The sequence below is a fragment of the Halomonas sp. ND22Bw genome, from assembly GCF_003011945.1.
In the GTDB taxonomy this organism is placed as follows: Bacteria; Pseudomonadota; Gammaproteobacteria; order Pseudomonadales; family Halomonadaceae; genus Halomonas; species Halomonas halophila.
Window position 1 is genome coordinate 213,718 of the sequence record NZ_PXWD01000002.1, and the last position, 21,901, is coordinate 235,618.

Annotated in this window: 18 protein-coding genes; 13 read left to right on the top strand and 5 right to left on the bottom strand. The window is 65.0% G+C overall.

Annotated elements, in window-relative coordinates; all coding sequences use genetic code 11:
- Window positions 1-3: 3 nt before the first annotated feature.
- Window positions 4-1,398, top strand: coding sequence for a two-component system response regulator GlrR (glrR, locus tag CVH10_RS03850; protein WP_052052560.1), 1,395 nt, complete (start codon window positions 4-6; stop codon window positions 1,396-1,398).
- Window positions 1,399-1,408: 10 nt separating this feature from the next.
- On the opposite strand, the gene xseA is transcribed toward glrR, so the two are convergent.
- From xseA to CVH10_RS03875, 5 genes are all read right to left on the bottom strand, one after another.
- Complete coding sequence (xseA, locus tag CVH10_RS03855) at window positions 1,409-2,755, bottom strand: exodeoxyribonuclease VII large subunit (protein WP_106487865.1); 1,347 nt, start codon at window positions 2,753-2,755, stop codon at window positions 1,409-1,411.
- 74 nt (window positions 2,756-2,829) lie between these two features.
- Window positions 2,830-3,897 (bottom strand): AbrB family transcriptional regulator, encoded by a 1,068-nt coding sequence (locus tag CVH10_RS03860; protein ID WP_369335718.1) that lies wholly within the window; start codon window positions 3,895-3,897, stop codon window positions 2,830-2,832.
- 58 nt (window positions 3,898-3,955) lie between these two features.
- Window positions 3,956-5,464, bottom strand: a complete 1,509-nt coding sequence (locus tag CVH10_RS03865) for a tripartite tricarboxylate transporter permease (protein ID WP_035598359.1) — start codon at window positions 5,462-5,464, stop codon at window positions 3,956-3,958.
- Window positions 5,465-5,476: 12 nt separating this feature from the next.
- The gene (locus tag CVH10_RS03870) at window positions 5,477-5,926 is read right to left on the bottom strand and encodes a tripartite tricarboxylate transporter TctB family protein (protein ID WP_035598361.1); all 450 of its coding nucleotides are present in this window, start codon (window positions 5,924-5,926) and stop codon (window positions 5,477-5,479) included.
- Complete coding sequence (locus CVH10_RS03875) at window positions 5,923-6,903, bottom strand: tripartite tricarboxylate transporter substrate binding protein (protein WP_106487866.1); 981 nt, start codon at window positions 6,901-6,903, stop codon at window positions 5,923-5,925. The genes CVH10_RS03870 and CVH10_RS03875 overlap by 4 nt, the downstream gene beginning before the upstream one ends.
- Window positions 6,904-7,040: 137 nt before the next feature.
- On the opposite strand from CVH10_RS03875, the gene CVH10_RS03880 reads away from it, so the two are divergent.
- The 12 genes from CVH10_RS03880 to yghU all read left to right on the top strand — a co-directional run bounded on the left by CVH10_RS03880 (window position 7,041) and on the right by yghU (window position 21,856).
- Window positions 7,041-7,709 (top strand): response regulator, encoded by a 669-nt coding sequence (locus CVH10_RS03880; protein ID WP_106487867.1) that lies wholly within the window; start codon window positions 7,041-7,043, stop codon window positions 7,707-7,709.
- Window positions 7,706-9,118 carry a sensor histidine kinase gene (locus CVH10_RS03885; RefSeq protein WP_035598370.1) on the top strand — a complete coding sequence of 471 codons (1,413 nt, stop codon included), beginning with the start codon at window positions 7,706-7,708 and terminating at the stop codon, window positions 9,116-9,118. Before CVH10_RS03880 ends, CVH10_RS03885 begins: the two co-directional genes overlap by 4 nt.
- Window positions 9,119-9,129: 11 nt before the next feature.
- The gene (locus tag CVH10_RS03890) at window positions 9,130-10,185 is read left to right on the top strand and encodes an ABC transporter substrate-binding protein (protein ID WP_235207478.1); all 1,056 of its coding nucleotides are present in this window, start codon (window positions 9,130-9,132) and stop codon (window positions 10,183-10,185) included.
- A gap of 106 nt (window positions 10,186-10,291) precedes the next feature.
- Window positions 10,292-11,761, top strand: a complete 1,470-nt coding sequence (guaB, locus tag CVH10_RS03895) for an IMP dehydrogenase (RefSeq protein WP_035598376.1) — start codon at window positions 10,292-10,294, stop codon at window positions 11,759-11,761.
- Between the two features lie 120 nt (window positions 11,762-11,881).
- On the top strand, window positions 11,882-13,459 hold the full coding sequence (guaA, locus tag CVH10_RS03900; RefSeq protein ID WP_106487868.1) for a glutamine-hydrolyzing GMP synthase: 1,578 nt from the start codon (window positions 11,882-11,884) through the stop codon (window positions 13,457-13,459).
- 467 nt (window positions 13,460-13,926) lie between these two features.
- Complete coding sequence (locus CVH10_RS25250) at window positions 13,927-14,481, top strand: hypothetical protein (protein WP_146142907.1); 555 nt, start codon at window positions 13,927-13,929, stop codon at window positions 14,479-14,481.
- 84 nt (window positions 14,482-14,565) lie between these two features.
- The gene (locus CVH10_RS03905; protein WP_106487869.1) at window positions 14,566-15,261 is read left to right on the top strand and encodes a hypothetical protein; all 696 of its coding nucleotides are present in this window, start codon (window positions 14,566-14,568) and stop codon (window positions 15,259-15,261) included.
- Between the two features lie 239 nt (window positions 15,262-15,500).
- Window positions 15,501-17,273 carry a DUF262 domain-containing protein gene (locus tag CVH10_RS03910; protein WP_106487870.1) on the top strand — a complete coding sequence of 591 codons (1,773 nt, stop codon included), beginning with the start codon at window positions 15,501-15,503 and terminating at the stop codon, window positions 17,271-17,273.
- A 501-nt stretch (window positions 17,274-17,774) separates the two neighbouring features.
- Window positions 17,775-18,674 (top strand): class A beta-lactamase, encoded by a 900-nt coding sequence (gene bla / locus CVH10_RS03920; protein WP_106487872.1) that lies wholly within the window; start codon window positions 17,775-17,777, stop codon window positions 18,672-18,674.
- Window positions 18,675-18,789: 115 nt separating this feature from the next.
- On the top strand, window positions 18,790-19,650 hold the full coding sequence (locus tag CVH10_RS03925) for a putative RNA methyltransferase (RefSeq protein WP_106487873.1): 861 nt from the start codon (window positions 18,790-18,792) through the stop codon (window positions 19,648-19,650).
- 166 nt (window positions 19,651-19,816) lie between these two features.
- Window positions 19,817-20,803, top strand: coding sequence for a porphobilinogen synthase (hemB, locus tag CVH10_RS03930; RefSeq protein ID WP_035597663.1), 987 nt, complete (start codon window positions 19,817-19,819; stop codon window positions 20,801-20,803).
- Between the two features lie 183 nt (window positions 20,804-20,986).
- Window positions 20,987-21,856 (top strand): glutathione-dependent disulfide-bond oxidoreductase, encoded by an 870-nt coding sequence (gene yghU, locus CVH10_RS03935; protein WP_106487874.1) that lies wholly within the window; start codon window positions 20,987-20,989, stop codon window positions 21,854-21,856.
- Window positions 21,857-21,901 lie beyond the last annotated feature (45 nt).

The following is a 21,901-nucleotide window of genomic DNA, read 5'->3' on the forward strand; positions in this document are numbered from 1 at the left end:
AACATGATGCCAAGCGGAAGCCCTCAAGCCCCGAATCAGGGGGCCAACATCCTCCTGGTGGACGACGACCCCAGCCTGCTCAAGCTGCTGGGCATGCGCCTGGAAAGCCGTGGCTATCGGGTGACCACCGCCGAGAGCGGACGCGCGGCCCTCAAGCACCTGGATGCCGGCAATCCGGACCTGGTGCTGTCCGACATGCGCATGGACGAGATGGACGGCCTGGCGCTGTTCCAGGAGATCCAGCGCCGCCTGCCGGGCCTGCCGGTGATCATCCTCACCGCCCACGGCTCGATTCCCGACGCCGTGAGCGCCACCCGTCAGGGCGTGTTCGGCTTTCTGACCAAGCCGGTGGACCGCGAGGAGCTGTTCACCACCATCGACGAGGCCCTGAGCCAGACCAGCGCCGCCGGCGGCAACGACGGCGACGACCGCTGGCGCGAGGCGATCATCACCCGCAGCCCGGAGATGGAGCGTCTCCTCGAGCAGGCGCGGATGGTGGCCACCTCCGACGTCAGCGTGCTGGTCACCGGCCCCTCCGGCTCGGGCAAGGAGCTGATGGCCGAAGCGATCCACAAGGCCAGCCCGCGCGCCGACAAGCCGTTCGTCGCCATCAACTGTGGCGCGCTGCCCGAGCAGCTGCTGGAGAGCGAGCTGTTCGGCCACGCCAAGGGCGCCTTCACCGGGGCGATCAGCGAGCACAAGGGCCTGTTCCAGGCGGCCGACGGCGGCACCCTGTTCCTCGACGAGATCGGCGACATGCCGCTGCCGCTGCAGGTCAAGCTGCTGCGGGCCCTGCAGGAGCGCCAGATCCGCCCGCTGGGCTCCACCACCTCGGTGCCGATCGACGTGCGGCTGATCTCGGCCACCCATCGCGACCTGGGCCAGGCGATGCACGACGGCGAGTTCCGCGAGGACCTCTTCTATCGCCTCAACGTGGTCAACCTCAAGCTGCCGCCGCTCAAGGAGCGCGCCGAGGACGTGCCGCTGCTGGCCAAGCACCTGGTGGCCCAGGCCGCCGAGCGTCACAAGCCGTTCGTGAAGGGCTTCTCGCGCGAGGCGCTCAACCTGCTGGCGGGCTGCGCCTGGCCGGGCAACGTGCGCCAGCTGGTCAACGTGGTCGAGCAGTGCGTGGCCCTGACCAGCGCGCCGATGATCCCCGAGGCGCTGGTGGCCCAGGCGCTGGCGGCCGAGGAGAACGCGCTGCCGACCTTCAGCGACGCCCGCGCCGGCTTCGAGCGCAGCTACCTGATCAAGGTGCTGAAGATCACCGAGGGCAACGTGACCCAGGCCGCACGCATCGCCGGGCGCAACCGCACCGACTTCTACAAGCTGCTGGCGCGCCACGAGCTGGAGCCCTCGACCTTCAAGCCGGGCACCGCCCACAGCGAGGCGTCCTGAGGCGGGAGCGTCAGTCGGCGTCTTCGCCGGGCAGCACTTCCAGGGCCAGCCGGCCCTCGCCGAGCCGCGCCGTCAGGCGCTCCCCGGGCCGGGTATCCGTCGCATGGCGGATCACCCGGCCTTCGTCGTTCTCGAGGATGGCATAGCCGCGGCCCAGCACCGCCAGCGGGCTGACCGCCTGCAGCTCGCGGGCGACGGCGGCCAGCCGCTCGCGCTGATGGGCCAGCGTGCGGGGCATGGCCTGGTGCAGGCGCTGGCGGGCCAGCGTCAGGCGCCGGGTCTCCTGCTCGAGGCGCCGCTCCGGGGAGCGCAGCGCCAGGCGACGCTCGAGGTCCGCCTCGTGGCGACGGGCGGTCTCCAGCCGCGCCCGAATGGCCCGCCGCAGTCGCCCCTCCAGCTGCTCCAGCTGGCGGCGCCGGAAGGCCAGCACCTCGCCGGGATGGCGGAGCCGCGCGCCCAGGTGATCGAGCCGCTGGGCCTCGACGTCGAGCCGGGCGCGCTGGGCGCGGCTCAGCCGATGCTCCAGGGCCGTCAGGCGCTGCAGCAGCTCTCGGCGGTCCGGCACCAGCTGCTCCGCCGCGGCCGAGGGTGTGGGCGCGCGGCGGTCGGCGGCGAAGTCGGCCAGCGTCACGTCTACCTCGTGGCCCACCGCCGACATCACCGGCAGCCGCGAATGGAAGATCGCCCGGGCCAGGTGCTCGTCGTTGAAGGCCCACAGGTCTTCCAGGCTGCCGCCGCCGCGGGTGAGCAGGATGGCATCGCGCGCCGGGTCCAGCGCCGACTGGCGGTTGAGCAGGCCCAGCGCGGCGATCATCGCCGGCGCCGCCTCGCGGCCCTGTACCGGCACCGGGATCAGCGTCACCTGGGCCAGCGGCCAGCGCGCCGCCAGCACCGCCAGCACGTCGCGGATCGCCGCGCCGGTGGGCGAGGAGAGCACCAGCAGGTGGCGCGGCGGATAGGGCAGGGTGCGGCCATTGGCGAACACCCCCTCGGCGTCGAGCTTGGCCTTGAGCCGCTCATAGGCCGCCAGCAGCTCGCCTTCACCCGCCGCCTGTACCGCCTCGGCGATCAGCTGGTAGTCGCCCCGCGGCTCGAACAGCGACACCCGGCCGCGCACCTTGACGCGGTCGCCGTCACGCATCGGCGCGGCGACGAAACGCGCGCGGGTGCGGAACAGCGCGCAGCGCAGCTGGGCGCGCTCGTCCTTGAGGGTGAAATAGACGTGGCCCGACGACGGCCGCGAGACGCCGGACAGCTCGCCCTCGACCCAGACGTCACCGACGTCCTGCTCCAGCGCCTGGCGGGCGCGTCGGTTGAGTTCGGTGACCGAGAGGGCGGTGTCGTCGTTAGGGGGCATGGGCATCCTGGGTTGGGAGAGTCGGTGGCAGAGTGCCGGCGCCCCGTACTGTAGCGGATGCCCGAGAGTCGCCGCTAGGCGCCAGGCGGCGCCAGGCGCTTGAGGAGCGCCGGCAGGATCAGCACCAGCACGCTGATGCGCAGCAGGTGGTGAGTGGTGACGAAGGCCGGGTCGATGCCCAGCGTCAGCGCCACCAGGCTCAGCTCCGGGGCGCCGCCGGGCATGTAGGCGAGCAGCGCGGCGGCGGGGGAAACACCGGTCAGCAGGTGGCCGGCCCAGGCGGCCAGCACGGCGATCGCCAGCAGCACCAGCGCCTGGCCGACGGCCATCACCAGGGCGTGGCCGACCCGGGCCAGCGAGGTGCCGGCGAAGCGCACGCCCACCGACACGCCGATCAGCACCTGGGCCAGGGCCAGCAGCGTCGGCGGCACCGCGGCGTGGGTGACGCCGGAGAGATGCAGCGCCGCCGACACCAGCGCCGGTCCGAACAGCAGCGCGTTGGGCAGGCGCAGCAGGCGCCCGAGGGCGAGCCCGCCGAGGCCTGCCGCCGTCAGCCAGGCCGCATCCGCGAGGCCGGGCAGCCACAGCCACTGCGAGAGGTCCGGCGTGGCGCCGGCCAGGTCGACGTGGCCGATCGCCTGCAGCACCGGGGGAATCGCCACCAGCAGCACCAGGATGCGTACCGCGTGGGTCATGCCCACCACCCGCAGGTCGGCGCCGGAGGCCATGGCCATCACCGTGACCGTGGAGACCCCGCCCGGCACGCCGGCGTACAGCGAGGTCTCCCGCGTGTGGCCGGCCACGCGCTGCGAGAACCACACCGAGAAGGCCATCATCGCCGCCGTGGCCACCAGCATCACCGCCAGGCTCAGGCTCCACAGGCCCAGGTCGCCGGACAGCTGCGGCGTGAAGGCCGAGCCCAGCATCACCCCGATCACCACCAGCACGCCCTTGCGCCCGCGGCCCGGCGAGCGCAGCCGCACGCCTGAGAGGCTCGCCACGGTGGTGGCGATCATGGCGCCCAGCAGCCACGGCAGCGGCAGGTTGACGGCGAAGGCCAGCGCGCCGCCGGCGATGCCGAGGAGCAGGGTGGGCAGGAAGCGCAGCAGGGCGGCAAGGGCAGGGGGCAGGGCGGAAGGCAAGTCGAGGGGTCTCCGTGTCAAACGCATCGGGCCCGCTTGAGCGGGCCCGAGTCGAGGATCAGCCGGCGTGCCGGCGGCTGCGGCCGGCGAGCAGCTTCGGCACCAGCCAGGGCAGCACCAGCAGTGCGGCCGCGGCGATCCACAGCCCCAGCGAGATGCCGGACTGCCACAGGATACCCACGTCGCCGCCGCTGATCGACAGCGCCCGGCGCAGGTTCTGCTCCATCAGCCCGCCCAGCACGTAGCCGAGGATCACCGGCGCCAGCGAGAAGCCGAGCTTGCGCAGCAGGTAGCCGAACACGCCGATGATCAGCATCAGGTAGATGGCGGTCAGGTCGGAGTGCAGCTGGTAGACGCCGACGAAGGCCAGGATGGCGATGGCCGGCACCAGCACCCAGCGCGGGATGGTCAGCACCCGGGCGAACACCCCGGCCAGCGGCAGGTTCAGCGCCAGCAGCACGATGTTGCCGATGTACAGCGAGGCGATCAGGCCGCCGGCCACCTCGGGGCGTTCGGTGAACATCATCGGGCCCGGGGTGATGTTGTAGAGCATCAGCGCGCCGAGCAGCACGGCGGTGGTGCCGGAGCCGGGGATGCCCAGCGTCAGCATCGGCACGAAGGAACCCGCCGCCGAGGCGTTGTTGGCCGCCTCCGGGGCCGCCAGGCCGCGCATGTCGCCCTTGCCGAAGGTGCCGTCCTTGTCAGAGAGGCGCTTCTCGGTGGTGTAGGACACCGCGCCCGCCACCGAGGCGCCGGTGCCCGGCAGCACGCCGATGATGAAGCCGAGCAGGCCCGAGCGGCCCATGGCGCCCTTGCAGTGGAGTACTTCCTTGAGGCTGACGAAGACCCGGCCCAGCGGCGGCATCTCGTCGTCGGCGTCGCGGCGGTGGGCGTGCTCGAGCATCAGCAGGATCTCGCTGATGGCGAACAGGCCGATGATCATCACCACGAAGTCGACGCCGTCATAGAGCTCCGGCATGCCGAAGGTGAAGCGCATCACGCCGGTGCCGCCGTCGACGCCCACGGTGGCGATCAGCACGCCCAGCACCGCGCCGATGGCGGTCTTGACCGGATCCTTGCCCATCATCACCGCCATCGACGAGAAGGCGAAGATCATCAGCGCGAAGAACTCGGCCGGGCCGAACATCACCGCCACTTCGGCCAGCAGCGGGGCGAACAGCGTCAGGCCGATGATGGCGATGGTGGCGCCGACGAAGGAGCTCACCGCCGACAGGCCCAGCGCCGGTCCGGCCATGCCCTGCTTAGCCAGCGGATGGCCGTCCAGGGTGGTCATCACCGCGCCGGCGTCGCCGGGCACGTTGAGCAGGATGCTGGACATGCGGCCGCCGTACTCGGCGCCGGTATAGATGCCGGCCAGCAGGATCAGCGCCGACTCGGCGGGCAGGCCCAGGGTGTAGGCCAGCGGCATCAGGATGGCGATGCCGTTGATCGGGCCGATGCCCGGCAGCGCGCCGAACAGGGTGCCCAGCAGGGCGCCGAGGAAGGCCAGCCCAAGGTTCAGGGGGCTCAGCGCGACGCCGAACCCCTCGATCAGGAAATCGAACATCTCGCAGCTCCGTTAGAGGATGTCGGCCAGCCAGGTGCCGTCGGGCAGGCCGATGCCGAGCCCCTCGGTGAACAGGAAGTAGCTGCCCGCGGCCATCAGCAGGCCGGTCACGAGGGCCTTGGTCCAGCTGGCATCGAACAGCCGGGCCAGGGTCGCCACCACCAGGAAGGAGGCGGGAATGAAGCCCAGGCGGGTGAACAGCAGGGCGTAGACCAGCAGCAGGCCGAGCACGCCCAGCAGCCGCAGCGCCAGGGCAGGATTCGGCCACTCGCCGTCTTCGCCGGGCTTGAAGATCAGCACCAGCGACAGGACGGCGAGCAGGGCCGCCAGTCCCAGCGGGAAGGCTTTCGGCCCCACGGGCTCGTAGCTGAAGGGAACCTGCAGCTGAAGGGACTGGACGGCGATGAACGCCGCCAGACCGATCAGGGCGAGGCCCAGCAGTCGGTCGGCGGCGATTCTCATTTCAGACCCACTTCTTCGGCCAGTGACTGGAAGTCGGCGACCTGGTCCTTCACGTAGGCGTCGAAGTTGTCACCGAAGCGAGCCATCGGGAACAGGCCGCGCTCCTCGCGCATCTCGGCGAAGCCGGGGTTGTCGGCCAGCTCCTCGAAGCGCTCGATCCAGGCCTGGTAGGCCTCGTCGCTGACGTCCGGGCCCATGTAGTAGCCGCGCCAGATCGGCCACTCGACGTCGTAGCCCTGCTCGGCGGCGGTGGGGATGTCGGCGTAGGGGCCGCCCATGCGCTCCTCGGAGAGCGAGGCCAGCACGCGCACCTTGCCGCTCTCGAGCTGGGACTGCAGCTCGGACAGGTCGCCGGTGAACACCTGGATGTGGTCGCCCAGCAGTGCGGCCAGCGCCTCGCCGCCGCCCTCGAACGCCACGTAGCGCAGCTCGCGCGGGTCGACGTCGCCGGCCTTGGCGGTCAGCGCGGCTTTCATCCAGTCCTGGCTACCCACGGTGCCGCCGGCGCCGAAGGCCACCGAGCTCGGATTCTCCTGCAGGTCGGCCATCAGCTCGTCGAGGGTCTGCCAGGGGGCATCGGCATTGACCACGATGGCGCCATAGTCGACGCCCAGGGCGCCGAGCCAGCGCACTTCGCCGGCGTCGTACTGACCGAACTTGCCCAACGCCAGGTTGACAGCGGCGCCGGTGCTGGCGGCGACGATCAGGTTGTCGTCATCGCTGCGCACGCCGTTGACGTGGTTGTAGGCCACCGCCCCGATGCCGCCGGGCATGTAGGTCACCATCATCGGTTCGTCGATGAGGTCGGCGGCCAGCAGGCCGTTGGCCGCCAGGCGGCAGGTCAGATCGTAGCCACCGCCGGGCTTGGCGGGGGCGATGCACTCGGTGCCGTCGGCGGCCTGGGCCTGGCCGGCGAGCAGGGCGCTGCCCAGCAGGGCGACGCCGGAAGCGTGGCGGATGGCCGTGTTGATCTTCATGGCGAACTCCTGTTCTCTTGTTATGCGGCGCGAGGCGCTGCCTCGAGAGCCATCTCTGTGATGGCCCGAGCGATGCTAGGCCCGCCACCTTTCATCAACCTGTCATCCCGCCCGTTACCGTCTGAGACATTGGTCGAATGCGCCTGCTGGTCATCGAGGACGATCCGCTGATCGCCCGCTCCCTGGAACACGCCCTGGCCCCGCTGGGCAACACCATCGACGTCTTCGCCACCTGCGCCGAGGCACGGGCCGCGCTCAGTCACGATCGCTTCGACCTGATCCTGCTCGACCTCGGCCTGCCCGACGGCGACGGCCTCGAGCTGCTGGGCGAGCTGCGCGGCCGCGGCGACACCACGCCGGTGCTGATCCTCACCGCCCGCGACGCCGTCGACGACCGCGTTTCCGGCCTCGACCTGGGTGCCGACGACTACCTGGCCAAGCCGTTCTCGCTGGCCGAGCTGGAGGCCCGGGTGCGCGCGCTGCTGCGTCGCAGCCAGCAGCGCAGCGACAATCGCCTGCGCCTTGGCCGGTTGGCCTTCGATCCCGAGACCGGCAGCGCCAGCCTCGACGAGGCCCCGCTGGAGCTGCCGCGCCGCGAGCTGCTTCTGCTGGAGGGGCTGCTGCTGCACGCCGGCAGCATCACCCCGCGGGAGACCCTGGAACGGCGACTGTTCGGCTTCGACGAGGTGGGCACCAATGCGCTTGAGGTCTACGTCAGCCGACTGCGCAAGCGGCTCAAGGACAGCGGCCTGCGCATCCGCACCTTCCGCGGGCTGGGCTACCGGCTGGAGGACGACGCCGGGTGATCGAGGTCGCGGGCTCGCTCAAGCGCCGCCTGGCGGTATGGCTGCTGGTCACCGTGACCGGGCTCGGGGCGCTGCTGATGGTCGAGGCCTGGTGGAGCAGCCGGCGCGCCGCCGAGCGCGCCTTCGACAGCCAGCTCGAGGCCGCCGCCCTGACCATCGCCGAGGCCGTGCAGTGGCAGCACGGCGAGCCGGTGGTGACGATTCCCGCCGCGGCGCTGCAGATTCTGGCCACCCGCCATCAGGAGCGGGTGTTCTACGCCGTGCTCGACGCCGAGGGTGAGGCGGTCTCGACCAACATGCCCCTTGCCATCGCCCCGGGCTGGCGCGAGCGCGTCGATCGCGCGCCTTGGGCGCTGACCACCGGTTTCGACGGCGTCTCCTGGCGGCTCTACGGACGCGAGTATGATTCGGCCGGCTGGGTCTCCCAGGAGCCGGTGCAGATCTGGGTCGGCCACACCCGCGAGGGGCGGGTGGCGCTGGCCGACGAGCTGTTCGAGCGCGCCGTCAGCCGCTTCGTGGCCATGGTGCTGCTGGCCGGCGCCCTGATGGCCATGGCGCTGCGCGTCGCACTCGGCCCCATGCGCCGGCTGCGCCGCCAGCTACGCCTGCGCGAGGCCGACGACACCCGGCCGCTCGACGCCCGGGTGCCCGAGGAGATGCGCGAGCTGGCCCAGACCCTCGACCACCTGTTCGCCCGCCAGCGCGAGAGCCGCGAGGCGCTGCTGCGCTTCACCGCCGACGCCAGCCACCAGCTCAAGACACCGCTGGCCGGGCTGCAGAGCGTAAGCGAGCTGGCGCTGAAGAGCCCCGAGCCCGCCGACTGGCACGCGGCCCTCGGCGCGGTGCACGACGGCGCCGCCCGCACCAGCCGGCTGGCCGGCCAGCTGTTGAGCCTGGCGCGGCTGCGCCACGTGGCCGAGGTGGGGGAGGTCGCCCCGCTGGACCTGGCCGCGCTGCTGCGCGAGACGCTGCTCGACTGGGCCGGGCGCGAGGCGGCCCGCGATCACGACCTGGGGCTCGACGAGCTGCCGGCCGGCCCCTGCTGGGTGCGCGCCGAAGCCTGGGTCCTGCGCGAGCTGCTCGGCAACCTGATCGACAACGCCCTGCGCTATACGCCGCCTGGCAGCACCATCACCCTCGGGCTCGCGCGTGAGCCCGAGGCGGTAGAGCTCTACGTGGAGGACGACGGCCCCGGCGTGCCGGCCGAGGCTCGCGAGCGGCTGCTGCAGCCCTTCGAGCGCGGCGGGCGCCAGGACACAGACGGCTCCGGGCTGGGGCTCGCCATCGTCGATTCCATCGCCCGGCGCCTCGGCGGCCGGCTGAGCCTCGCCGAGCGTGCGCCCCACGGCCTGATCGTGCGCCTGCGGCTGCCGCGCTGCGGCGACGACAAAACGGAGGAGAGCGCATGAGAGCAGGGCGCATGAGGCTCGTCATGAAGCGGCGGCTGGCACCGGGTCTGGCCTTGAGCCTGATCTTGAGCCTTGGCTTGGCCGGCGCCGCCTCGGCGCAGCCCGCCACGCCGCTGGTGGTGGAGGCGGCGTTGGACCGAGAAGTGGTGACGCCGCTGCTCGACGCCTTCCGCGATGCCCATCCCGAGATCGCGCTGGATTTCCGCGATCGCTCGACGCTGGAGGTCGATGATCTGGTGGAATCGGCCGATCCGCCGCCGGACGTGGTGATCAGCTCGGCGATGCCGTGGCAGATGGCGCGGGTCAACGAGGGCCGGGCGCGGCGGCTGGACTCCGCCGAGGTTCGCCACTGGCCGGATTGGGCCAAGTGGCGCGATGAGGTGTTCGGCTTCACCTTCGAGCCGATCGTCATGGCCTACCGGCTCGATCTCTCGCGGCGCATGCTGCCGCCGCTGACCCACGCCGACCTGCACACCCTGCTGACCACCGAGCGCGAGTCGCTCACCGGCAAGGTGACCAGCTACTCGCCGCTGGGCAGTGGCGTCGGCTACACGCTGTTCCAGCAGGACGCCCGCTACACGCCGCGCTTCTGGGACCTGGTGGCCGGCATGGGCGGCGTCGAGGCGCAGCTCGAGAACAGCACCCGGGCCATGCTCGAGGGTCTGAGCGACGGGCGCTACTGGCTTGGCTACAACCTGCTCGGCTCCTACGCCATGGTCTGGGCCCAGGATCACCCCGAGGTCATCGTCCAGGTGCCCCAGGACTACGCCTTGGTGCTGATGCGCATGGCCTTCGTTCATCGCGATGCCCCGCATCCCGCCGCCGCCGAGACCTTCGTCGACTTCCTGCTCAGCCACGCCGGGCAGCGTGTGCTGGGCGGCGAAACGCCGCTGTTCAGCGTGCGCCCCGACGTGATCGGCCCCTACACCGCCCAGCGCCTGCGCGACCAGGTCGGCGAGCGGCTCTACCCGATCCCGCTCAACGCCTCGCTGCTGGCCTTCGTCGATCCCCAGCGCCGCGATGCCTTCCTGGCCCGCTGGCGGCGCGAGTTCACCCCTGACGACTGAGGCGTTTGCGACATCCCCTGGATTGCTGTAAGGCGGGGCCAGGCGTTATAATGGTCGATTAACTTCACCTCCCTCCTTCCCACCAGCGCACTGGGTGTTGCCGACTATGCTACGTATGGCCCAAGAAGCTCTTACGTTCGATGACGTATTACTCGTTCCCGGCTATTCGGAGGTCCTGCCCAAGGACGTCAGCCTCCGGACACGCCTGACCCGCGACCTATACCTCAACATCCCGCTCCTCTCCGCCGCCATGGACACCGTGACCGAGGCCCGCCTGGCCATCGCGATGGCGCAGGAAGGGGGCATCGGCATCATCCACAAGAGCATGACCATCGCCCAGCAGGCCGCCGAGGTGCGCAAGGTCAAGAAGCACGAGAGCGTGATCGTGAAGGACCCGGTCACCGTCGGCGCCAAGGCCAAGCTGGCCGACCTGCTGGCCATGGCCCGCGAGCACGGCTTCTCCGGCTTCCCGGTGGTGGAAGGCGAGACCCTGGTGGGCATCGTCACCGAGCGTGACATGCGCTTCCAGCCGAACCACGGCGACAGCGTCTCCGACATCATGACCCCGCGCGAGAAGCTGGTCACCGTGGCCGAGGGCACCGGCCTCGACGTCATCAAGGGCAAGATGCAGGAGCACCGCGTCGAGAAGATGCTGGTGGTGGACGACGAGTTCCGCCTGCGCGGCCTGGTCACCTTCCAGGACATCGAGAAGGCCCGCACCTTCCCGCACGCCGCCAAGGACGAGGACGGGCGCCTGCTGGTCGGCGCCGCCGTGGGCACCGGCCCCGAGACGCCTGACCGCATCGCCGCCCTGGCCGAAGCCGGCGTCGACGCCATCATCGTCGACACCGCCCACGGCCACTCCCGTGGCGTGATCGAGCGCGTGGCCTGGGTCAAGGAGCACTTCCCGCAGATCCAGGTGATCGGCGGCAATATCGCCACCGCCGAGGCCGCCAAGGCGCTGGCCGAGGCCGGCGCCGACGGCGTCAAGGTCGGCATCGGCCCCGGCTCCATCTGCACCACCCGCGTCGTCGCCGGCGTCGGCGTGCCGCAGATCACCGCCGTCTCCAACGTCGCCGCGGCGCTCAAGCCCTACGACATCCCGCTGATCGCCGACGGCGGCGTGCGCTTCTCCGGCGACCTGGCCAAGGCCATCGCGGCCGGTGCCAGCGCGGTGATGGTGGGCGGCCTGCTGGCCGGCACCGAGGAAGCCCCGGGCGAGGTCGAGCTCTACCAGGGCCGCACCTACAAGGCCTACCGCGGCATGGGCTCCATGGGCGCCATGTCCCAGACCCAGGGCTCCAGCGACCGCTACTTCCAGGACAAGGAAGCCGGCGTCGAGAAGCTGGTGCCGGAAGGCATCGAAGGCCGCGTGCCCTACAAGGGCGTGATGGGTGCCATCGTCCACCAGATGATGGGCGGCCTGCGCGCCTCCATGGGCTACACCGGCTGCGCCAGCATCGAGGAGATGCGCACCAAGCCGGAGTTCGTGAAGATCACCGGCGCCGGCTTCAACGAGTCCCACGTCCACGACGTGCAGATCACCAAGGAAGCCCCGAACTATCGTGCCGGCTGATGCCAGCCTGACGCCGTAGAACGATGAGCTGGAAGCGCGCCGCCGGGCGGCTTCCAGCTTTTCGCTTCCGGCCCGCGAAATTTGCTCCCCGTTTTGCCCGCCTCGTATAGGAATGGCCAGATGACCGACATTCACGCCCACAAGATCCTGATCCTCGACTTCGGCTCCCAGTACACCCAGCTGATCGCCCGCCGAGTCCGCGAGATCGGCGTCTACTCCGAGATCCGCGCCTTCGACATCACCGAGGAAGAGATCCGCGAGTACGCCCCCAACGGCATCATCCTCGCCGGCGGCCCGGAGTCCGTCACCGAGCTGGGCTCGCCCCGCGCCCCGCAGTGCGTGTTCGAGATGGGCCTGCCGGTGCTCGGCATCTGCTACGGCATGCAGACCATGGCCGAGCAGCTCGGCGGCGCCGTGGAAGGCTCCAACAAGCGCGAGTTCGGCTACGCCCAGGTGCGCCTCGACGTCGAGACCGCGCTGTTCAAGGACATCTCCGACCACATCGACTCCGAGACCGGCAAGAGCCTGCTCGACGTGTGGATGAGCCACGGTGACAAGGTCGCCCAGGTGCCGGCCGAGTTCAGCGTGACCGCCTCCACCCCGAGCTGCCCGATCGCCGCCATGGCCTGGGAAGAGAAGCGCTTCTTCGGCGTGCAGTTCCACCCCGAGGTGACCCACACCCTGCAGGGCCAGCGCATCCTCGAGCACTTCGTGCTGGATATCTGCCAGAGCGAGCGCAACTGGACCCCGGCCCAGATCATCGAGGACCAGATCGCCCGCGTGCGCGAGCAGGTCGGCGACCGCCACGTGCTGCTCGGCCTCTCCGGCGGCGTGGACTCCTCCGTGGTCGCCGCGCTGCTGCACAAGGCCATCGGCGACCAGCTGACCTGCGTGTTCGTCGACAACGGCCTGCTGCGCAAGGACGAGGGCAACCAGGTGATGGAAACCTTCTCCCAGCACATGGGCGTGCGCGTGATCCGCTCCGACGCCGAAGACCTGTTCCTCGGCAAGCTCGAGGGCGTGGCCGACCCGGAAGAGAAGCGCAAGATCATCGGCAACACCTTCATCGACGTGTTCGACGAGCAGGCCGCCAAGATCGAGGGCGTGGACTTCCTCGCCCAGGGCACCATCTACCCGGACGTGATCGAGTCCGCCGCCAGCAAGACCGGCAAGGCCCACGTCATCAAGTCGCACCACAACGTCGGCGGCCTGCCCGAGACCATGAAGCTCAAGCTGGTCGAGCCGCTGCGCGAGTTGTTCAAGGACGAAGTGCGCAAGCTCGGCGTCGAGCTCGGCCTGCCCTACGACATGGTCTACCGTCACCCCTTCCCGGGGCCGGGCCTGGGCGTGCGCATCCTCGGCGAGGTGAAGAAGGAATACGCCGACATCCTGCGCGAGGCCGACGCCATCTTCATCGAGGAGCTGCACAACGCCGGCTGGTACCACAAGACCAGCCAGGCCTTCGCCGTCTTCCTGCCGGTCAAATCGGTTGGCGTGGTCGGCGACGGCCGCCGCTACGAGTGGGTCATCGCCCTGCGCGCCGTGGAGACCATCGACTTCATGACCGCCCGCTGGGCCCACCTGCCGTATGAGCTGCTGGAGAAGGTCTCCAACCGCATCATCAACGAGCTCTCCGGCGTCTCCCGCGTCACCTACGACGTCAGCAGCAAGCCGCCCGCCACCATCGAGTGGGAGTGATCGCCAGGGCAGGGCGGACGAGCGCCGCCTAGCCGCAACGCTTCACCCGCGTCATACGAAAGCCTGCCGTTTTCGGCAGGCTTTTTTGTCGCCAAACGTAACCTGGCTAAGATTAACTAGGCTTCAGTGGCCTAGGCTGTGGCCGATAGAACGGAACAGGAAATCACAACGCGAAGGGAGTCGCAGGGAAAGGATGTTATCCCCGGGCGGTAGCGTGTCTTTCTGCGATCACTCGTGGGATTCCGAGCCCAGAAGGGCTAGCCCATGCCCTGGCGGATAGCCCTACCCGTATTAGGCCGCCGGCACGATGATTGGTGTTATGACGCCTAAGTATGATTGGTTTTAAGTAAAGTCAGTGGGTTAGGCTTTTTTTGGCGGGCGGTATAACACGAATGAGCGTGCCGGCGGGTTAAAGTGGATAAACGCGCCGGCTATCTAATACCTGTTAGCGCCAATAAAGGATACAAATGGGCTATAAGATTTCATCACTACGAAGCCTGCCTGTGATACCCGGCATCGATCTATATGTATTTGTCCTCGGCCAACACAACTGGGCTGGGGGCTATTCAGAGGTCATAGAAGACAATTTCTCTAAGCTTGCAAAGCATCTTGGCGAAAGAGGCGCGATAGTTTCGGCTCATGATGGATTAAAGCTCAGTAGACAGCTAGCACACGAACTATCAGAGGCAGCTCTAAGCAATAGAATAATCCATGATTTCATTGCAAAAGGTGAATCATTGGGGCTGTCGATACTGCTAATTGGTGCACACCCAAGCGAACTTACAGACAAAGACCTATTCTTATTGGCTCCTGTTGATCAAATAGAAAGGAATTTCGGATCGCTGGATCAGTTTTTTTCAGAGTTGTGTGAATTTTCCGAAAATCGAGATACTTCTTTTCTAGAAAATTTTGAGGAAAAGGCGCAAGGAAATGGCTGCATCAGTGACTTTCTTGAACTGAAGCCCAATATGTTCGGTATGGGTATAAACATAAATGCAATTATTAAGCGTTGGTTGTGCTAACAAGGCGCTCGTTCGGACGCAAACTACGCTGCGCTTAGTTTGCGCCGCACAGCTTGGTCGTTATGAGTCGAAAGGAGTTACGGCTTGATTGAAATTTTTGAGTCTTTAAAGCAGCATTCAGATGCTTTGACGGTGATATTCACAGCTGTTGTTACGTTATCAACAGTTGTATATGCGATTCTTACAGGAATTTTGGTGTCCGAAACTAGAAAGATGCGAGAGGTTCAAACAGAGCCAAAAATCCATATCACGCTAGAAAGCTTTGATTTTGCAATTCACATAATACGTCTAAACATCCAGAATATTGGTTTTGGCCCCGCAAGTAATCTTACCTTTCAGCCAAGCGTGATCGCTGGTGGTGAATCAGCCGAAAAACTATTAACCGAGTTCACGGAGTCTAATTTCTTCAAAACAGGCCTTCGTCATTTTGGGCCAGGACAAAACGTGTATTCCACCTACACGCAAACAACACAAGACTTCGAGGGTAAATCAGCGTCTGTTCTGTCGTTTAAGGTTGAATATAAAAGTGCTACCGGGAAGAAATACTCAGACGAAATAATAATAGATATGAGTGAAATCAAAGGCAGGTATCAGCTTGGAAAGCCAAACCTGTATGCAATTGCAAATAGTCTTGAAAAGCTACAAAAAGATGTTAGTCATATTGTTAGCGGCTTCAAGAGGGTTAAAGCTGATGTGTATTCCAGCGATGACCGAAAAGAGGAAAGAGAAGAGCGGGAGCGTTGGTATGAAGCGCAGCGCCAAGAAAGTGAAAACTCATAACAAAGCCAGCCAGAGGGGCTTCCGCCCTGCGTGCTCCAGCCCCTGCTGGCGGCGTTAGGACCTAGGAAATACGATGAATCGTCTGAATTCGAAAAAACGAAAGCGGGGAAACCAATTGTGGACAGACTCTAATCAATGATAGCCGGATGGTGATCTAGTGATTTTTTAACAGGCCTTTTTGATAAGGCCTGTTCTCTGTTGGTTGAAAGTATAAATTCATGTGAAGTAAGGGTTGGTAAATGGAAAATGGTCAAAAAACGTTAAAAGAATTGTTTGATGGTAGAAAGATATTTAATATACCTGATTATCAAAGAGCATATGCTTGGGATGAGTCTAGGCAGTTGCCAGACTTTGTGGAAGACGTGGAGAGTCAGTCATTAGGGCGAGACTATTTTCTAGGGACGATTCTTTTTCAGGAAAAAGGCGATAAACAGTCTGGTTTTGATCTTATTGATGTGGTAGATGGGCAGCAGCGCATTACAACGATTATTATCTTTATGAAGGTTCTTCTATCTGAGTTGCAAAGAAGGCTTGGTGATGAAGAATTCGAGGAAAATGGGTTGGATTTAGCTTATGAAACATATGTAAAAAATAAGAATCGCCCTAAATTGCAAGCAATATCGCCAGATAATGATTTTTTCCAGAATTATATATTAGGCGATGATGATGGGTTTTCTTTCATTGAAACGCCATCGCAACGCCGCCTCTATAGTGCAAAGCGCTACTTCATGAAAAGGTTGGAGGCTTCTGATAGTGATGAGTTAATTGCATTTAAGTCTAAGCTTGATGAGTCTACGAAGGTTCTAACTTACTCAGTAAAAGACTCGGCAGAAGCAACTTTGATATTCGAGACTACAAATGATCGCGGTAAAGGATTGACCAACCTAGAAAAGATTAAAAGTTTTTTAATGTATAAAACATACTTGGCGGCGGGCGATGATGCTGGAATATATCTCAAGTCTGTACAGGAAAGGTTTACTGATGTGTTTCGAGATTTGGAGATGTTTGATGGCAAATTAGATGAGGACGCTGTCTTACAATACCACTGCATTGCTTTTGAGTCCTGGAGAGAAAAAGAAGATTATCAGCAGCCTGTAAGTTATGTCAGAAAGATATTAAATCCCTTGATAAGAAAGGGAGAGAAAGTTGAAGCTTTAGAGTTTATTGATAGGTTTAGTCGGGAGCTAAAAGAAAGCTTTAGGGTCATGCGAGAGCTGTTGAGGAGCGAGTTGTCTCAATACAGAGACCTTGTTTGTCTGGAAAGATTAGGTAATTTCAATCCATTGCTTCTTAAGACATATAAGTACGATGAGTCCAAGGGTAAGAGTAAGTTTGGTTCTGTTTGTAAGTTGCTTGAGATTTTCAGCTTTCGAGTGTTTGCATTGCAACAGAATAGATCGAATACAGGGCAAGCGCGTCTGTTCGCTATGGCTAGGGATTTTTCCGGCAAGTTTGAGCCTTTATGCGATAAGTTAGTAGAGCTTGTTGAGAGGTTTTCCTCTAAGAAAAAATTCAAAGAGCATTTGCAGTATGCTGATTTCTATCAGTTTATGAGTTCTAGAGACTTGAGTTACTTGATGTGGAAGTATGAGAATTATTTGAGGGGGAATGAGCAGCCTATATGCGCCAACATGTCTGAAGAAGAATATCGCAATTCAGGCAGTAGAACGCGTTTAACTGTTGAGCACATTGCTTCTCAAAATCCAAAGGGTTGCGGGATTGTCAAAGAAGAGTCGGTGATGCCTGAAATTGATTCTGAATTTGTTGAGCATTATATGCACCGACTTGGTAATTTGACTTTTGACCCTGCTTCAGCTAACTCATCAAAAGGTAATAATGGGATAGAGGTTAAGAGTTTGAGGTATTTCTCCAAGGCACCATACAAAATTCAGAATGAGCTTGAGGTGTTTTTGAATGATGGTAAGTGGGATGAGGAATCAATAGATGCTAGAGAGGGAAAGATAGTTAAGTTTAGTTTGAGACACTGGAGTCCAGAATATGTGGAATATTGATTTTTGAACCAATTGGGGGCAGATCCCTAATTACTAGTCAGCCGCGCGGTGCTGGCGGAAGCAACCGCCGGCGGCACGCTGAGGTGTTTGGGTGCCGGCTGAAATGAGGACAGGTACTAATTAATCGCTCCCCTAGATGAAAAGTGTTCTGGGAAAATGACGAAAAGAGATCGTAAAGCAGTTGTTGTTAGTGTGCTCGGTCTGATATTCGCCTTGATCGTCGCCATTCCAAATAGTCCGATGAGGATTGCTTTGATAGTCTGGTTGCCTTTGATCTTGTTCTATTGGGGCTGCCGCTTCATAAAAAATGACATAAGCTTCTTCAAGGTTAAAGAATCTGACGAATGAGTAGGACGTAGTGTTGCCCGGAACCAATCGGGGAGGTCTCCTAATTCTACCTAAAAGAACCCGCCCCACGGCGGGTTCTTTTTTTGCTTCCAGTGAAGTCGCACGGCTACTCTGCTTGCTCCCTTTCTGCCGACCCCACCCAGGAGCCCCACCATGCCGACCCTCTCACGCCGCCAGGTCCTCGGGACGATAAGCGCCGCCGGCGCCATGCTGGCCGTTGGCCAGCCGGCGTTTGCTAGTGCGTCCAGCACGTCCGCCGAGGCGGCTGATCTCGAGCGGCAGTTGGGCGAGCTGGAACGTTCGGCCGACGACCGGGTGGGCGTGGCGCTGATGAACGTGGCCACCGGCGCGGTGGCGAGCCACCGCGGTCATGAGCGGTTCCTGTTCAACAGCACCGGCAAGTTCTTTATCGCCGCGGCGGTGCTGGCCCGGGTCGATGAGGGCCGCGAGACGCTGGATCGTCGCATCGTGATCGAAGAGGGGGATCTCGTCGGCTGGACGCCGATCACCGAGAAGCGATTGGGCGAGCCCGGCCTCACCGTCGCCGAGCTATGCCAGGCGGCGGTGGCCTGGAGCGACAACGCGGCGGCGAATGCGCTGATCGAGAGCGTCGGCGGGCCGGAGGCGGTCACCGCCTTCCTGCGCGCCATCGGCGACGACACCACCCGGCTGGATCGCGTCGAGCCCGAGCTGAACACCCACGACCACGCGGGCGACGAGCGCGACACCACCACGCCGCTGGCGATGATGGCGACGCTGCGCATCCTGCTGCTGGGCGATGCCCTGTCGCCGTCGTCGCGGCACCAGCTCGCGGCCTGGATGATCGAGGGCAAGGTCGGCGACGCCCGGCTGCGCGCCGGCATGCCGTCGTCTTGGCTGGTGGGCGAGAAGACCGGCACCAACGGCGTGGGCAACGCCAGCGATATCGGCATCGCCTGGCCGGGCGATCGCGGCGCGGTGATCGCCGTCGCCTATACCCTGATGCCCAATGCGACCGGGGCCGAGCGCGACGATACCGTCGCCGCCGTCGGAAGGCTGGCCGCCCGCGTATAATGTCGCCCAGCGCGCCATCGGGCAGGGCTCGATGGCGCGACCGTGAACACCGCCGCGGCATGAGCACGTCATGCCGCGCGCAATGAACGCAGCAACGAAAGGGGATGGGCGACCCATGAGCACCACATCGTTCGAGGCGCTGGCCTGCCCGCTGGACGGCGACCCGCTGGAGCGTCGCGACGGCGCCTGGCGCTGCGCGGCCGGGCACAGCTTCGATATCGCCCGCCAGGGCTACGTGCACCTGCTGCCGGTGCAGAACAAGCGCTCCCGCGATCCCGGCGACAGCAAGGAGATGGTGGCGGCGCGGCGGCGCTTCCTCGAGGCCGGCCACTATCGGCCCATCGCCGAGGCGGTCGGCCGGGCCGTGCTGGCGGAAGCGCCGGCCGGCGGCACGCTGCGCTGCCTGGATGCCGGCTGCGGCGAGGGCTTTTATCTACGAGCGTTGCGCGAGCTTTCCGGAATGGTGGAAGAGCAGGGCGGGGCGGTCACGCTGTCGCTGCTGGGCGTGGATATCTCCAAGTGGGCGGTGCTGGCCGCCGCCAAGCGCGAGAAGGCCGCCACCTGGGTGGTGGGCACCAATGCCCATCTGCCGGTGCAGGCGCAGAGCCTCGACCGCGTGCTGTGCCTGTTCGGCTTTCCCGTCTATCCGGAGTTCGCCCGGGTGCTGAAGCCGGGCGGCGAGCTGCTGATGGTCGAGGCCGGGCCGGACCACCTGCGCGAGCTGCGCGAGATCATCTACCCGAGCGTGAAGCCGCCCCGCGAGGACGACGAGGCCGCGCCCGAGGGCTTCACGCGGAAGCCCACCGAGACGTTGCGCTATACCATCGCGCTCGAGGGCGCCGAGCCCATCGCCGACCTGCTGGCGATGACGCCGCACCTGCATCGCGCCAGCGCCGAGGGGCGCGAGAGGGCCGCGGCACTGACCTCGCTCACCCTCACCGTGGATGTGCGGCTGACGCGGCTGGTGCGCGAATAGCCTGAGCCGGCCGACTCCCAGCGCACACCCCCGGGTGGGGCGAAGGGTCGCAGTTGATAGGGCGCTAACCGGGCGCCATGTTAGCGTAGACGCCTGACCCATCATTCCCAGGCCCTGCCGCGGCGCCGAGGCGCGCCGCGAGGGGCCGACAAGCGGAACCATGAACATGAGCCAACTCGAAGTCTCCCCCCTGCGTCGTCCCCGCCGGCTGCGTCAGTCGCCGGCCATTCGTGATCTGGTCCGGGAGCACGACTTCTCCCTCAACGACCTGGTGCATCCGATCTTCATCGAGGAAGGCATCGACGAGCCCAAGGACGTGTCCGCCATGCCGGGCATCGTCCGCTACCCGGAGGCCATGGTCGAGGCCGAGATCAAGGAGCTCGCCGCGCTGGGCGTGCGCTACGTGATGCCGTTCGGCATCTCCCGCCACAAGGACGAGCTGGGCAGCGACACCTGGAACGACGAGGGCCTGCTGGCCCGCATGATCCGCACCATCAAGCAGGCCTGCCCGGAGATGGTGGTCATCCCGGACATCTGCTTCTGCGAATACACCAGCCACGGCCACTGCGGCGTGGTCGAGGACGGCCACGTCTGCAACGACGCCACGGTGGAGAACCTGGTGAAGCAGAGCGTCGCCGCGGCCCGCGCCGGCGCCGACATGCTCGCGCCCTCGGCGATGATGGACGGCCAGGTGCGCGCCATCCGCGAGGGCCTGGACGCCGCCGGCTTCGAGCAGGTGGCGATCCTCGCGCACTCGGCGAAGTTCTCCTCGGCGTTCTACGGCCCCTTCCGCACCGCGGTGGACAGCGAGCTCAAGGGCGACCGCAAGGGCTACCAGCTCGACATCGCCAACGGCCGCCAGGCGCTGGTCGAGGCGCTGCTGGACGAGGACGAGGGCGCCGACATCCTGATGGTGAAGCCGGGCACGCCCTACCTCGACGTGCTGGCCAACCTGCGCCAGCGCACCGACCTGCCGCTGGCCTCCTACCAGGTCGGCGGCGAATACGCCGGCATCAAGTACGCCGCCATGGCCGGTGCGCTGGACGAGCAGCAGGTGGTGTTCGAGACCCTGGTCGGCTTCAAGCGCGCCGGCGCCGACCTGATTGTCAGCTACTACACCAAGCAGGTCGCGGAGTGGCTGGCGGGGAAATAAGCCCGACCAGCGCCACGCTCTGCCGCTAAGACGAAGAACCACCGCCCGAGAGGGCGGTGGTTTTTTTGTGTGCGTGGCTGGGCATCGTTGACGATCGATAGACTCGCGCTTTTGGGTTGATAGGATGCTAACGTGTCCCCACATGCTAGGGTGTGCGACATCACCCGCCATCGAGGAGGCGTCATGAGTCAAGGCAACGAATACACCCCGCCGAAGGTCTGGAGCTGGGAAAAAGCCAGCGGCGGCACCTTCGCCAGCGTCAACCGGCCCGTCGCCGGGCCGACCCACGACAAGCCGCTGCCGGTCGGGAAGCATCCGTTCCAGCTCTACTCCATGGGCACGCCCAACGGGGTGAAGGTCACCATGATGTTCGAGGAGCTGCTCGAGCTGGGCTACCAGGACGCCGAGTATGACGCCTGGCTGATCCGCATCGGCGATGGCGACCAGTTCGGCAGCGGCTTCGTCGAGGCCAACCCGAACTCGAAGATCCCGGCGCTGGTCGATCACGGCCCGGCCGAGCCGATCCGGGTGTTCGAGTCCGGCTCGATCCTGCTCTACCTGGCCGAGCGCTTCGGCGAGTTCCTGCCGGGCGATCTCGGCGGCCGCACCGAGACCATGAACTGGCTGTTCTGGCAGATGGGCAGCGCGCCCTTCGTCGGCGGCGGCTTCGGCCACTTCTACGCCTACGCGCCGGAGAAGCTGGAGTACCCGATCGACCGCTACGCCATGGAGACCAAGCGCCAGCTCGACGTGCTGAACCGGCGCCTGGCCGAGTCGCCCTACCTGGCCGGCGACGAGTACACCATCGCCGACATGGCCGCCTGGCCCTGGTACGGCCAGCTGGTGCTGGGGCGCCTGTACGACGCCGCCGAGTTCCTGAGCGTGCACGAGTACGAGCACGTGCTGCGCTGGGCCAAGGCCATCGATGCCCGCCCGGCGGTGCAGCGCGGCCGCATGGTCAACCGCACCTTCGGCGAGCCGGAAACGCAGCTTCACGAGCGCCACGACGCCAGCGACTTCGCGCACAAGACGCAGGACGTTATAAGTTCCTAACCATCTGATCTTTGCACCCCGAGCGCCGTGGGCCTATGGTCCGCG